Source organism: Tenacibaculum agarivorans (assembly GCF_001936575.1).
GTDB classification, from domain to species: Bacteria; Bacteroidota; Bacteroidia; order Flavobacteriales; family Flavobacteriaceae; genus Polaribacter; species Polaribacter agarivorans.
The window spans coordinates 18204-33380 of the sequence record NZ_MSMP01000011.1; the positions used below are offsets into that span (position 1 = coordinate 18204).

Annotated in this window: 12 protein-coding genes; 11 read left to right on the top strand and 1 reads right to left on the bottom strand. The window is 29.8% G+C overall.

Going from position 1 to position 15177, the window contains the following annotated elements; genetic code table 11:
• Window positions 1–7 precede the first annotated feature (7 nt).
• The 9 genes from BVC87_RS09965 to BVC87_RS10005 all read left to right on the top strand — a co-directional run bounded on the left by BVC87_RS09965 (window position 8) and on the right by BVC87_RS10005 (window position 12487).
• On the top strand, window positions 8–1561 hold the full coding sequence (locus BVC87_RS09965) for a bifunctional metallophosphatase/5'-nucleotidase (RefSeq protein ID WP_234974655.1): 1554 nt from the start codon (window positions 8–10) through the stop codon (window positions 1559–1561).
• Between the two features lie 92 nt (window positions 1562–1653).
• Window positions 1654–2952, top strand: coding sequence for a DUF4856 domain-containing protein (locus BVC87_RS09970; protein WP_075342228.1), 1299 nt, complete (start codon window positions 1654–1656; stop codon window positions 2950–2952).
• A gap of 119 nt (window positions 2953–3071) precedes the next feature.
• A complete protein-coding gene (locus tag BVC87_RS09975; RefSeq protein WP_075342229.1) occupies window positions 3072–4205 on the top strand; it encodes an imelysin family protein in 1134 nt (377 codons plus the stop codon).
• Window positions 4195–5559 carry an HTTM domain-containing protein gene (locus BVC87_RS09980; protein WP_075342230.1) on the top strand — a complete coding sequence of 455 codons (1365 nt, stop codon included), beginning with the start codon at window positions 4195–4197 and terminating at the stop codon, window positions 5557–5559. Before BVC87_RS09975 ends, BVC87_RS09980 begins: the two co-directional genes overlap by 11 nt.
• Window positions 5540–8023, top strand: a complete 2484-nt coding sequence (locus tag BVC87_RS09985; protein ID WP_075342231.1) for a TonB-dependent receptor domain-containing protein — start codon at window positions 5540–5542, stop codon at window positions 8021–8023. The genes BVC87_RS09980 and BVC87_RS09985 overlap by 20 nt, the downstream gene beginning before the upstream one ends.
• Before the next feature lie 336 nt (window positions 8024–8359).
• The gene (locus BVC87_RS09990) at window positions 8360–9079 is read left to right on the top strand and encodes a hypothetical protein (protein WP_075342232.1); all 720 of its coding nucleotides are present in this window, start codon (window positions 8360–8362) and stop codon (window positions 9077–9079) included.
• 263 nt (window positions 9080–9342) lie between these two features.
• Entirely contained in the window at window positions 9343–9858 is a 516-nt protein-coding gene (locus tag BVC87_RS09995; RefSeq protein ID WP_075342233.1) for a hypothetical protein, read from the top strand.
• Between the two features lie 64 nt (window positions 9859–9922).
• Window positions 9923–11551 carry a tetratricopeptide repeat-containing sensor histidine kinase gene (locus BVC87_RS10000; RefSeq protein WP_075342234.1) on the top strand — a complete coding sequence of 543 codons (1629 nt, stop codon included), beginning with the start codon at window positions 9923–9925 and terminating at the stop codon, window positions 11549–11551.
• A gap of 192 nt (window positions 11552–11743) precedes the next feature.
• Window positions 11744–12487 carry a LytR/AlgR family response regulator transcription factor gene (locus BVC87_RS10005; RefSeq protein WP_075342235.1) on the top strand — a complete coding sequence of 248 codons (744 nt, stop codon included), beginning with the start codon at window positions 11744–11746 and terminating at the stop codon, window positions 12485–12487.
• Window positions 12488–12551: 64 nt separating this feature from the next.
• Here the strand turns inward: BVC87_RS10005 and BVC87_RS10010 are convergent, their stop codons facing one another.
• Complete coding sequence (locus BVC87_RS10010; RefSeq protein WP_075342236.1) at window positions 12552–12962, bottom strand: DUF1842 domain-containing protein; 411 nt, start codon at window positions 12960–12962, stop codon at window positions 12552–12554.
• Window positions 12963–13213: 251 nt separating this feature from the next.
• On the opposite strand from BVC87_RS10010, the gene guaB reads away from it, so the two are divergent.
• Window positions 13214–14689, top strand: a complete 1476-nt coding sequence (gene guaB / locus BVC87_RS10015; RefSeq protein ID WP_075342237.1) for an IMP dehydrogenase — start codon at window positions 13214–13216, stop codon at window positions 14687–14689.
• 180 nt (window positions 14690–14869) lie between these two features.
• Entirely contained in the window at window positions 14870–15055 is a 186-nt protein-coding gene (locus BVC87_RS10020) for a hypothetical protein (protein WP_075342238.1), read from the top strand.
• The last annotated feature ends 122 nt before the right edge of the window (window positions 15056–15177 follow it).

Sequence of the window (15177 nt, forward strand, 5' to 3'; positions counted from 1 at the left end):
ACTTGCTGTGAAACTCTTTAAATTTCCATTAAGCTATTACTTTTTTATTGTACTAATAGCTTTCTCTTGCAAATCAATAGATCCATTAGCTTCTTCTGAGGATTACAAATTCATAAAAAATCCAAACAATATTTATTTCAATATTATACAACTGAATGATGTATATGAAATAGCTCCAATACAAGGAAATAAGTATGGAGGAATGGCTAGAGTAGAAGCATTACACAAAAAAGTATTAGCTGAAAACCCTAATACTATGTTAGTTTTAGCAGGAGATTTTTTAAATCCCTCTCTATTAGGTACTATGAAAGTTGATGGGGAAAGAGTAAGAGGAAAACAAATGGTGGAAGTTATGAATGCTATGAATTTTGATTTGGTAGCTTTTGGTAACCATGAATTTGATTTAAGCTATGAAAACTTACAGAACAGATTAAACGAAAGCCATTTTGAATGGATTTCATCAAATGTATTTCATAAGCAAGGAGGTAAAAACCATTTCTTTCATAAAGTAATAGAAGGAAAAAAGGAAGCTGTTAATGAAACGTATATTCAGGAGTTTTCAAGTGGAGGAAAAACAATTAAAATAGGTTTTATTAGTGTTTGTATTCCATCGAACCCTAAAAGTTATGTTTCCTATTCTGATATGTTTTCTGAAGCAGAAAGAACGTATAATGAATTAAAAGATAAGGTTGATTTTGTATTAGGATTAACACATTTATCAATAGATCAAGATAAAAAGGTAGCAGCATTGCTTCCTAAGATCCCTTTACTAATGGGAGGACATGAACATACAAATACGTATGAAAAAGTAGGAAATTCATTTATTGCTAAGGCAGATGCAAATGCTAAAACGGTATATATACATCGATTTGAATATAACCCTAAAACAAATGAGCTCAATTTTAAATCAGAATTAAAAACAATTCATGATAAATTTCCTGAAGATCCAAAAGTAGGAGCTATAGTGAACAAATGGCAAAATTTATTACATGAAAAAATAAAAGAGGTTATAGACAATCCAGATGAAAAAATCTATACTGCAAAAGTTCCTTTAGAGGCTAGAGATACACCGATTAGATCTATACAAACTAATATGGGAGAGATAGTAGCGGAATCTATGAGTTATGCGTTTAATAATAAAGTTGATTGTGCTTTTGTAAATGGAGGATCTATAAGAATTGACGATGTTTTAGAAGGGGATGTAACATCACTTGATATTTTTAGAGTGCTACCATACGGTGGACCAGTACTAAAGGTAAAGCTAAAAGGTAAATTATTACAGGAAGTTCTTGATTTTGGAATTACGGCAAAAGGTACTGGAGCATATCTTCAACGTTTTAATATAACCAAAAATTTGTCAGGTGAATGGCTGATAAAAAATTCAAAAATTGATTATAATAAAGAATATATAGCTGCTACATCAGACTATTTATTGAAAGGTTTTGACATTCCTTTTCTAAAACCTTCTAACCCTCAAGTTGTTGATATCTATACACCTAAGACAGGTGAACTTTCTTCAGATGTACGAAAAAGTGTTATTGCTTTTTTAAAGACCAAATAAATTATTTGAAATAAATCTAAATAAAATTTGTGTATTCCATCTTGGGCAGTATATTTGCGTCATCAATATTATTTAAAATAAGTCTTAATAAAATGAAGAAAGTTGTCTTATCAGCGTTAATGATTTCTGCTTTATCGTTTGTTTCATGTTCAGATGATGACGATAATAATATAACTGGACCAGGAGTTAATATTCCAACAGTTAATCAAATCATTACAGGAAATGATTTTTCAAGAGCAAGTAATGGGGATTATAATAATGACTACATAAGTAATTATGCTACGTTATTTACAAGAGATGGTAAACCAACTGTATCTTTTAGCGGACAAACTACACGTTTAAAGCAAACAAAAGAGATAGGAGGGAATTTGAAATCAACTACTAGTGTTGATAATATTCAATTGAAGTTTGAAGGTCAAGATGGTAAAAGTGCTGGTTTTACTGACGCTAGTTTAAATGGAACAACTAAGATTGTTAGAGCTAAAACATCTTCATCTATTGGTTTGTTTAGCACTAACAAAAACGAATCTGGTCAAGGAAAAATTAATGTTGAATTTATTGATGCATTTATTGCTGGTCACCAAGATGTAATTGATAATTGGGCTACTACAGCTGCTGCTGGTCAGGCAGGTACGTTTACTGAAAGTAACGGAACAGATGTTAGATACGTAGATGCTAAAGGTCGTGAATTAGATCAATTATTTACAAAATCTATGGCAGGTGCGTTAGCTTATGATCAAGCGGTTAATCATTATTTTAATCGTTTAGATGATGAAAATGATGGAACTAACAATTACCGTACGTTAAATGATGCTGGTACTGTAGATGATGACAATGCTTATACAACTATGGAGCACCACTGGGATGAAGCTTTTGGTTACATCTATGGTAATACTTCAGCTCAAAACTTAATCTACAAGTATATTGATAATGTGGATGGTTTAACAAAGTTTGCAGGTATTGAACGTGATATATTTGAAGCATTTGTTGCTGGACGTATAGCAATTGTTGAAAAAGATTACGCTGCAAGAGATACACAAATAGATATTTTACGTGAAAAATTAGGTTTAGTAATTGCCGTAAGAGCGGTACACTACTTAAGTGGAGGAGCTAAAATAATTGATGCTGTTGCATCAGGGTCAGGTAAGCGTGAGGATGCTTTTCATGACTTATGTGAAGGATATGGTTTCATAAATAGTTTACGTTATGTAGTTGATGAAAATGATGAGCCATATTTTAAAGATTCTGATGTTGATGCATTCTTAACTACTTTAGATGCAGGTAATGGATTATGGGATGTTACATCTGCAGATTTAAAAAATATTGCAGACGATATCGCAGCTAAAAGTGTTGGAGGATTAGCTTGGACAGTTGAAGATGTAAATCCATAAGAATGATAAAAATGTGTGAAATTTTATTACGCATATATTAATATATTTGCGCAAGGGATGGCCTAAAAGGGTTATCCCTTCGCTGTTTTTACTTTACAAAATTTGAATTTTAAATATTTATGAAAAAAATAGTATACATAGTACCTTTTTTAACACTGCTTTACTTCTTTTCTTGTTCAAGTGATAGCTCTTCTGAAGGAGGAATAGATAATGATGATTTTAATAGAGTAAGTTTAACAACAAGTTGGGTAGATAATTTACTATTACCAGCAACTAATGATCTTAAAAGTAAAGTTATTACATTAAATACTTCAGTAATTGCTTTTACGGATACTCCTGATGCTACTACATTAGCTAAAGTTAGAACAGATTTATTTGAAGCTTACAAAGTGTGGCAACATGTTGAAATGTTTTTCTATGGAAGTAGTTTTTCTTCAGACATGAATAGTTATCCGGCAGATGTTACTAATATTACAAATAATATTAATAGTACAACGGCTGTAAATTTAGATAGAACAGTTTTAAATGCTTCTCAAGGTTTACCTGCGTTAGATTACCTAGTGAACGGTTTGCAAGCTACAGATAGTGATATTTTAGCTAGCTACGCGGAAGCTAAATATAAAGACTATCTTAAATTATTAGCTGAGCGTATGGTAACAATTACTACAAATGCACTAAGTGAATTCGAAGCTAATAAAGAGGCGAATATTGCTAAAGTTGATAATACGATTAGTTCTTATTTTAGTATTCAAATGAATGATTTTGTACAGTATACAGAAAAAGCATTCAGAGAGGCGAAAATAGCAACGCCTTCAGGAACAAGAAATAGAGACATATTTCCAAATATTTCGGTTGCAGCAAGTCCAAATTTTGTGGAATCACTATACAGTCCTGAAAATTCAAAAACATTGTATTTAGAAGCATACGATGCTATACAAGACTTTTATTACGGTAGAAGTTATTCAAGTAACACAGTTATTATTGGAGTACAAGACTATTTAAAAGCTTTAGGAACAACTATTATGGTGAACGGACAAGATATTTTATTAGATACTTATATTCAGGAGTTGTTTGCAAAAATTGATGCTGCTAATACTAATATAACTGATAACTTTTTTGAACAAACTCAAGATTACAACACAAATTTTGATGCTGTTTTTGATGCTATTCAAGAATATGTTGTCGCTGTAAAGTCTAATGTAATTAATGCGTTTAATCTAACTATTGATTTTGTAGATAGTGATGGTGATTAATCAACGTATTCATTCATACTTACATAAAAAATCAAGAGCGGCTACACTAGCCGCTTTTCGTATTTTATTTGGAGTATTAATGTTGATAAGTCTTACGCGTTTTCTAGTAAAAGGTTGGGTTCATAAGCTTTATATTGAACCTAGTTTCCATTTTAAATATTACGGCTTTTCTTGGGTTGTTGATTGGGGTAACTATACTTATCTTTTATTTTTTATTGCTATTTCAGCTTGCATTGGTATTATTTTAGGATATAAATATAGAGTTTCTATTGTTCTATTTTTTGTATCATTTACCTACATAGAGCTTATAGATAAAACCACATACTTAAATCATTACTATTTTATTAGTGTTTTAAGTTTTTTATTATGTTTTTTACCATTAAATGTTGCCTATTCCATAGATGCTTATCAAAAAAAACAAGTATTTAAATATGTACCTGCATGGACTGTAGATAGTATTAAATTACTATTGGGAATTGTATACTTCTATGCGGGTTTAGCAAAATTAAATTCAGATTGGTTATTAAGAGCACAACCGCTTAAAATATGGTTGTCTTCTAAAACAGATTTTCCGGTGATTGGTCGGTTTATGAATGATACTTGGTTTCATTTTGCCATGAGTTGGAGTGGTGCTTTATATGATTTATCCATTCCCTTTCTATTATTATATAAAAAAACAAGACCATTTGCATTTCTATTAGTAGTCGTATTTCATGTCTTTACTCGTATTCTATTTCCAATAGGCATGTTTCCTTATATTATGATATGTGCTACACTTGTTTTTTTCAGTGGAGACCTTCATGAAAAATTTCTAATTAAAATTACCAACTTATTCAGACTAAAATGTAAAGTAAACAATATAAGAGATGTATATTTGCCGAAATTTTACAGAAAAACAATTTTTGTTGTCTGTTTATTTTTGGGGGTACAGCTTGTTTTTCCTTTTCGATATGTATTATATCCTGATGAGTTATTTTGGACTGAAGAAGGATATCGATTCTCATGGAGAGTTATGTTGATAGAAAAAGCAGGATATACAACATTTAGAGTAGTAAAATACGATACAGGGAATAGTTTTACTGTAGAGAATAGTCATTTTTTAACGCCTTTTCAGAGTAAACAAATGACTACACAACCTGATTTTATTTTAGAATACGCCCATTTTTTAGGACAACATTACAAAAAGGAATTAAAAACAGATAATATTGGGATTTTTGCTGAGGGATATATTTCTTTAAACGGAAGAGTCAGTAAGCCTTACATTAATCCAAGAACAGATTTACTAAAAGTTAAAGATGGCTTCAAACATAAAGATTGGATATTACCTTTTGAGGATGAAATTAAAGGTTTATAACGTTGCATTACTTTTTTTTATCTCATTATTTTCAGCTGTAGCTCAAAGCAATCAAATCAAAGTAGTTGATGCAGAAACACAACAACCAATTTCAAGTGTAGAAGTGTACACTAAAGGAGGGGATATTGTAGGAATGACAAATGATTCTGGAACTATAAGTCTATCATCATTAAAAAAAGATAAAAAGTATCGTTTAGTATTTTTTGAATATAATTATAAAACGTTAGAATTAGATATTTTATCGAATATCGATACTAACATCACAGTGAAAATGCAACCATTAGGTGATGTACTTTCTGAAGTAGTGTTAAGTTATAAGAAAAAACAAGCTTTTGGTCTAACAACATTGAAGTCCGTAGAAGGGACACATATTTATGCGGGTAAAAAGTCTGAAGTAGTATTGTTAGATCAAGATTTGGGTAATAAAGCTACTAATAATGCTCGACAAATTTATGCTAAAGTAGCAGGTTTAAATATTTATGATAGTAATGATGGGGGCTTACAATTAAGTATTGGAGGACGTGGATTGGACCCTAACAGAACAGCTAATTTCAATACACGTCAAAATGACTATGATATCAGTGCGGATGTATTAGGTTATCCTGAGAGTTATTACACACCACCGACTGAAGGATTAGAGCAAATTCAAGTAATTAGAGGAGCGGCATCATTACAATATGGGACTCAGTTTGGAGGATTAATTAATTTTGTAACCAAAAAACCAAATCCTAAAAAGCAATTAGAAATAACGAATCGAAGTACCATAGGAAGTTTCGATTTATTTACTAATTTTACTAGTGTAAGTGGTACTACGGGGAAATTAAGTTATTACGGATATTACAATTATAAGCAAGGAGATAGTTTTAGACCTAATTCAGGATTTGATTCTAAAAACGTATTTGCTCATTTAGGATATGAATTCAATGATAACACTAAAATAGAAGCAGAATTTACACATTTAAATTACTTAGCACAGCAAGCAGGAGGGGTGTCAGATGTACAATTCTTAGAAGATCCAAGACAAAGCTATAGAACACGAAATTGGTTTGCTGTGGATTGGAATTTATTTAATGTAAAGTTAATTCATGAGTTTTCCGATCATGTGAATGCTACATTAAGCTTTTTTGCTTTAGACGCTTCAAGAAAAGCGATTGGGTTTAGAACAAATCCGTTAGATGAAAATGCAAATATATTTGAAGTTGATAGCGATGAAGTAGATGAGTTTGGAAATTTTGATTTCGAAAGAGATTTGTTAGTGGGAACTTTTCAAAACTTTGGAGCTGAAGCCAGAGTAATTACAAAATATACTCTTAAAGAACAGCCAGCAGTATTATTATTAGGAGCTAAGTTTTACAAAGCAGATAATACTGCTCAACAAGGACCAGGAAGTAAAGGAATAGATGCAGATTTTAGTTTTAGAACTAACGAATTTCCTGCATACCCAAATCAAAACAAATTTGAGTATCCAAATATGAATATCTCATTTTTTGGGGAGAATATATTTAATATTACAGATCATTTATCCATTACACCAGGTTTTCGATTCGAATATATAAAAACAGAATCTCAAGGTTCATTTTTAAATAGAGCCAATCTACAAGGAAGCAATCCAGTAATATCATTCATTCCAGATAATAATCAACTGGAAAGGAATTTTATTTTATTAGGAGTAGGAGTAAGCTATAAACCTGAGCCTTATTTTGAAACGTATTTTAATTTTTCTCAAAACTATAGATCGGTTACATTTTCTGATATTAGAACGGTAAACCCATCATTTGCTGTTGATCCAAATATTCAAGATGAAACAGGTTTTACCGCAGATTTAGGGGTACGAGGTACTTTAGATAAAACTATTTCATATGATGTAAATGTTTTCTCTTTATTATACGACAATAGAATTGGTCAAGTATTTACAACAGAACCACCATTTAGGGCACAGTGGGTAAGAGGAAATATAGGAAAAGCTTTAATCGTAGGTTTAGAATCTTTAGTACAATGGAATATTAAAGAAAGTTTTTTTGAAGAATATGATAACTTAAAGTTAGATGTTTTTTCAAATTTAGCATTAACTACTTCAGAATATAGTAGTAGTATACGTGCTAGTGTAGATGGAAACAAAGTTGAGTTTATACCTGAAATTAATCTAAAAACTGGAGTTTCATTTGGTTATAAAAATCTATTAACTTCTATTCAATACTCTTATTTATCTGAACAATTTACGGATGCTACAAATTCTGAATATGATCCAAATAATGGAGATAGAGTAGATGGAGCAATTCCTGCATATGACATCTTTGATTTTTCAGCTTCATATACATTTACAAAAAATATAAAATTAGAGTTAGGAGTAAATAATTTCTTAAATAACAGTTATTTTACAAGAAGAGCTACTGGGTATCCAGGACCAGGAATTATTCCTTCAGCCCCAAGAAATTGGTATACAACATTACAGTTTACTTTTTAGCAAGGAAGTTTCATTCGAGTGCCTCAGGAAACAGTTGATGCTCTAAGAAAAAGTTAGCTTACAAATTGATCATTGTTTAATGTTTATTGATAATTGAAAAATATTGTCTTTATGAGGAATGATAATGACCAAGTAATCTTTTTCACTTGTATTTTAAAATTGTTTAAATAACTATAATCAGATTACCTCTCTCGTGTCTCAATCAGAATAACGTTCAATATTGATCATTGTTTATTGATCATTGAAATAGAATCAATCTAAATAAAATAGATTGTAAACACCCTTAAAATAAAATATTGAATTTTATCGTATTTTTATGGTATATAATTGATTATCATGTTTAAAACGGTAAATCTACAAGAAAAGTTAATACATCTTAGAAATAAAGAACTTAGAAAATCAAATATAGATTTTTGGATCAAAGAGATTTTTGAAGAGCTAGATAAATCTAGAGAATTTACAAAGTCAAAGTTATCAAGTTCAAATTCGAATCATACCAATACATTTGATATTAATGCAATAGATCGAAATGCAATCTTTCATATTTCTCAAATTCAAAAGTTATGTATCGATTATAGATTACGTTTTTTAGATACGTCTTTTTTTAAAGGAGAATATCCTGAAGAAGTGATTTCTAAAATACATCAACTAGAACGCACTCATGATACAAAATTAGATGGATTTAAAATTATAGCCCCATCTGTATTATTTCGATTAAAAAAAGCAGATGATCCTATGTTATTCGCTCCTATGGGGAATGATTATTTTTACTTAATTCATAAGTGGGGTAATGACTTACATCCATTACGAAAGCTAAAATTTTGGTTTGTAAAAGATTTAGATAATTTTATTTTTACGTTGTTATCAATCTGTTTCCTATTATCATTAGCAACTCATACTTTTTTCTTTAGAGAACATAGTAATATCAGCTATTTTATAGTATTGTTTTTGTTCTATTTTAAAGGAGCAGTAGGCTTAAGTTTATTATGGGGTGTTTCTCTTGGAAAGAACTTTAATAAATACATTTGGCAAAGCAAATACGATAAAATTTCTTAAAGATCATTTACACGTATGTTTAAGTGTTTGGTTTATGATAATTTAGGTATTTATATTGCAATACTTTTTGCTAGTTGTAGGTAAAAGCTATGAATTCAGTAGTTTATGTAATGTGTCAATTGTATTAATCTCTCAATGTTTTAGAATAAAAAATACTCTAAAATAAGGGGGATAATAAGAACTAAATTTCTAGTCAGTTTATAATTTCTATTTCAAAATTTATTGTACTTTTAAAGTAACCAAACTTTAAAATATCATTAAATATGTTTTTTACTACTAAAAAAGAAAACCAAGTAAAAGTAGACGGAGTAACAATGAATTTACTTGATTTTAGAAAAGTAGGAAGTCTTCCAGCTACTCAATGTACAATTCCTTCAGGTCCTTTAACAAACTCTATGGGACCCTATAAATTTGATAATAAAGAAATATATGTAGTGACTGTGCTTGCTTATATCCCAGATAATGAGTTGGAAACAAAGGTGAAAGACAAGTCAGGTTTAGTGCTAATAAAAGATAAATTATACCTCAATTACAAAGGAGTAAAAGATGTAACAATAATTTTGGCAGATGGGAAACAACAAGAGTTAACATCTAGAAATTTTGTTGTTGAATATGATTGTGATGAAAACACAGATAATTATATTATTTACCAAATTAGATTTGCATATAATTTAGATGAAGGAACAGATCCTGTAGACGTAATTTTTGTACAAGATAAAGATGACGATCCAGAGACAGATAGAGGAACTGTGACTACACCTGCAAAGGATGATGAATAGTAAAATAATTATTCTTTTTCTTTTTAATTCTATCTTTTTTTACCCACAAAAGATACTAGAAAAAATGAATCATAATGCTGAAAAGATCTCTGTTAATAGAGATCTTTTTGCTAAAGCCTATAATTTTTATAAAAAGAAGAATTACGATTCTTGTTATGTATACAGTACTAAAGCATTATCAGTTTCAAAAAATACAAATGAAAAAGATATATTAAATTATATTCAAGGAGTAAGTGCCATAAAAAAAAATCTTTATAAAAAAGCTCTTATAAATATATCTGCTATTTCAGAGGGAGATTATGTGAGTTTAAAAAACTCAAAATTAGGAATGATTTACCTAAATATTAAGAATTACAAGAAATCAATTTTTTTTTATAAAAAATGGGAAAAAAATAATGTAGATACAAAATTGAGTTTAAAAAGAAATGCATTTCATAATTTAGGACTTAATTATATTCATGTTAAGGATTATGGTAACGCGAAAAAGTACTTTGATAAAGAATTAAAGCTTATTCAAAAAGAAGACACTTTATCTTTAATTCGTACAAAAATGGATTTAGCAAACGCATATTATAATCAATATTTAGATGATGATGCGATTCCATTATTTCAGGAGGCCTATGATTTAGCTATATCTTTTTCAGATATAGAGGTGAAACAAAATTCTGCTCAAAACATGGCTGTAGTAGAAAGGAATCGTAAACGTTATAAAGAAAGTGTAGAATATTACGAAGAGTTTATCAAATGGAAAGATTCTATTTGGAATCGCGATAGAATATGGGAACTAACAGAGAAAGATAAGCAACTTGCCGTAGCTCAAAAAGAAAGTGAGATTGCTTTACAGGATGAAAAACTAAAACGTCAAAGAATAGTACAAAGAGGTTTATTAGTAGGAGCAGGTGGTTTACTATTATTTATTGGTCTTTTAGGTTTTTTCTATAGGAAATTGAAAAAGAAAAACGGTTTAATTACGCAACAAAAAGAGGATTTAAACATAGCAAATAAAACCAAGGATTATTTATTTTCAGTAGTATCTCATGATTTGCGTTCTCCTATGAACACCATTAAGTTCCAACATGAGGAACTAAAAAAACACATAACGAATAATAATTTAGAAGGTATTAAGCAAGCCAATAATACAGCAATTACTGTTACCAAAAGTACAAGTCATTTACTCAATAATGTATTGCATTGGTCCTTACAGCAAAGTAATCAAATGACATATAGTGAAAAAGAATATGCATTACAACCTATTATAGAACAAGTGTTGTATGATTATGAGAACTTAATAGAAGCTAATGCAATTGAGATTAAAACGAATTACATCAAAAACTCATTAGTAAAGGTTGATCGTGAATCCCTAAAAATAGTTTTTAGAAATTTGTTAGACAATGCTGTAAAATACATGAAAGGTAAAGGTATCATTACAGTAGAAATTGGAACAGATGATCAAAATATGGCATATGTATCTATAGCAGATACTGGAATAGGAATTTCACAAGAACGATTAGAAAAAATCAATGCGTTAAAAGGAGTTAGTATCGATAAAATAAACCGTTCTGAAGGCGTAGGACTTGGGCTAATTCTATGTCAAACACTAATTAAAAAGAATAAAGGAATCCTAACATTTGAAAGCGAAGAAGGAAAAGGAACCAAGGTAGTTATTCAGTTGCCAGTTTTCAGTGAGCAATGATCAATAAACAGTTATCATTCATCAATATAAACGTCATTGCGATCGAAGTATGAGAGAAGCAATCTGTTTTTCGACAAAGAGGTGGCTTCATCTAATCTGATTATTCCCTTAGGTCCTCGAAAGGAACTTTAAATATTAGACTTTGGACTTTATAACTTTATATGTAACTTTACCTTTATAAAACCATACTACATGAAAAACCTCCGATTACTTTTATTAGAAGACTTAGACCATGAAGCTGAAGACCTAATCAGTTTTTTAGAAAAAAATGAATATGAAGTAATTAGAGTTAAAAATATACAAGAAGCAGAGTCAGAAATTAAAAATAGATTTTTTGATGTCATTATTTTAGATATAATGATCAATGGAAGACCTGAAGGAATTGACTTAGCACAACGATTAAATAAAGAGGGAGTAAATATTCCATTTTTGTTTCTAACCAGTATGCAAAGTCGATCAATTTTCGATGAAGCAAAGCTAACCAACCCATTAGTATACTTATTAAAACCATACAATAAGTTAGAATTATTATATTCTTTAGAATTAGCTATTGAATCATACTATCAACAAAGTAACAGTATTAGTTTCGATACAGATAATGGAGTTCTGAGTCCTAAATATTTGTTTATAAAACACAAAAGAAGTGTTGTTAAAGTAGATGTAGAGGCTATTAATTATATAGATGTAAAAGAAAAATACTGTAATTTACAATGTGATGAAGGAAAGTATTTAGTTAAGCTTTCATTGATAAAGCTAAAAAGTATGCTAAACAATAATAGCTTCCGACAAGTACATCGCAATTATTTGGTAAACATGAAAAGTATAAAAGAAATTTACTTAGAAGATAATTTGATTATACTTAAAAACGGGGAAAAAATTCCTTTTAGTGAACGCTATAAGCATTCTTTTATAAAAGATAACACAATTTTTAGGTAAATGAAAAGGTAACACAATATCCAAAAGAATACCATGTTACCTTAAAAGTATAATCCCCTAATTTTTAATCTATAAAAATAACTTTTGCATCTGTAGCTTTTTGAAAACCAAAGGAAAAACTACCATTTCCAGTCCAGTTTTCATGAATATATAATTGAGCATTGAATTTTTCAATATAATTTCCAAAAGATGGGTAATTAGGCAGTACCATTCGATTACATTCACCTTTTAAATGAATATTTTTATAGGCTTTATCAAAGTCTGGATAATTTATAGTACCTGCAACGTTAAACTTTAAAGAAGACTTTTCCACTAAATGTTTAATTTCTACAATCCCAGAAACTATATTTTCTTCCTGAGAAATAAGTAAAGAAAAATAGCTAATAGGAGTACTAAAATCATTTGTATTTCCTATGAACCCTTTAATAAAGTTTCTATTCTCTACATTCATTTTTTTCTTTCTTAAAACTGTCATAATTCAAATTTTATTTTGTTGTTAAACTAAATCCAACTTTCCCCTAGATAGTTTTAATTATCATGTCTAATTTATTTTAAAAAAGTAATCAATAAGTTGTTTTATCCTTGAGTGTAGCAAAACAAAGAATAAGCGTTTGATTTTGAGGAGTTAATTAAAATGAAAAATCGTTAACGTTTACATAAAGAAAATGTTACAAAAATGTAGTATATTTGTATGCAATTAATTAATAAATAAGAATTGATTGCAATATGAATGCTCATCAAGATAAATTTGTAGGAGAAGGTCTAACTTATGACGATGTTTTATTAGTTCCTGCATACTCCGAAGTACTCCCACGAGAAGTAAATATACAAGCAAAATTCACTAGAAATATTACAATAAACGTACCTATAGTATCTGCTGCTATGGATACAGTTACTGAAAGTGCCATGGCTATAGCTATAGCAAGAGAAGGAGGTATTGGTGTGCTACATAAAAATATGACTATTGAAAAGCAAGCACAAGAGGTAAGAAAAGTAAAGAGAGCAGAAAGTGGAATGATCATCGATCCAATCACGTTACCTTTAGATGCAATTGTAAGTCATGCTAAACAAGCAATGCGTGAACACAAAATTGGTGGGATTCCAGTAGTTGACGCAAATAGAAAATTAGTAGGAATTGTAACCAACAGAGATTTACGTTTCGAAAAGAATAATGAAAGACCGATTACTGAAGTTATGACTTCAGAAAATTTAATCACTACAGCAGAAGGGACTTCATTAAAAGAAGCAGAAATTATTCTTCAAAATAATAAAATTGAAAAACTACCTGTAGTTAGCGGTGATAATACCTTAGTAGGTTTAATTACTTTTAGAGATATTACAAAAACTACTCAAAAACCGATAGCGAATAAAGACAGATTAGGAAGATTAAGAGTTGCTGCAGCTTTAGGAGTAACTTTTGATGTTGTTGAAAGAGCTCAAGCTTTAGTAAACGCAGGTGTAGATGCAGTTATTATAGATACGGCTCACGGACATACAAAAGGTGTGGTTACCGTATTAAAACAAGTAAAAGAAAAGTTTCCAGATTTAGATGTAGTAGTTGGTAATATTGCTACACCAGAAGCTGCAAAATATTTAGTTGAAGCAGGAGCAGATGCTGTTAAGGTAGGTATTGGTCCAGGTTCAATTTGTACCACAAGGGTAGTAGCAGGAGTAGGTTTTCCTCAGTTTTCTGCTGTATTAGAAGTAGCTGCTGCTGTTAAAGGTTCAGGAGTTCCAGTAATTGCTGATGGAGGTATTCGATATACTGGAGATATTCCAAAAGCTATAGCTGCTGGTGCAGATTGTGTAATGTTAGGTTCTTTATTAGCAGGAACAAAAGAAAGTCCTGGTGAAACTATCATTTACGAAGGAAGAAAATTCAAGAGTTATAGAGGAATGGGATCGGTTGAAGCTATGAAACAAGGTTCAAAAGATCGTTATTTCCAAGATGTTGAAGATGATATTAAAAAATTAGTTCCAGAAGGAATAGTAGGAAGAGTGCCTTATAAAGGAGAATTATTCGAAAGTATTCATCAGTTTGTAGGAGGTTTAAGAGCAGGTATGGGATACTGTGGAGCAAAAGATATTGAAACTCTAAAGTCTACTGGAAAATTTGTGAGAATCACTTCAAGTGGTATTAATGAAAGCCATCCACATGATGTAGCAATTACTAAAGAAGCACCTAATTATAGTAGAAGATAGTTTATTGAAAATTATAATTAATAATACAAAAACTCTATTAGTGAAAACTGATAGAGTTTTTTATTTCCTCTTAAAACTAGAATACATCCACAAAATAATAACAAAAGAACACTTTTTATATAGCACCTAATTATAATGTTGTATTTTAAAAGATAATTAACCATTTAAAATTTAAATACGATGAAAAATTTAGGAAGAAAACTATCGAAAATAGAACAAAAAGAAATTCAAGGAGGGAATTTTGGATTGGGAAGAATATTATGCCAAACTGATAGCGATTGTTATAATGCAAGTCCACTTTTAGGTTCAGGAGATGTATATTGTGGTTACGGTATAAGAGGAAGAAGAAAATGTATTTTAAATTAGTTAATAATTTAATTACTTTATCAATAAACACTTACATGTAAATTGTAAGTGTTTTTTTATGCTTTGAAACGGATAATGTTAATTAATAATTAGCTAACCTTCATATAAACCTTTGATATCTT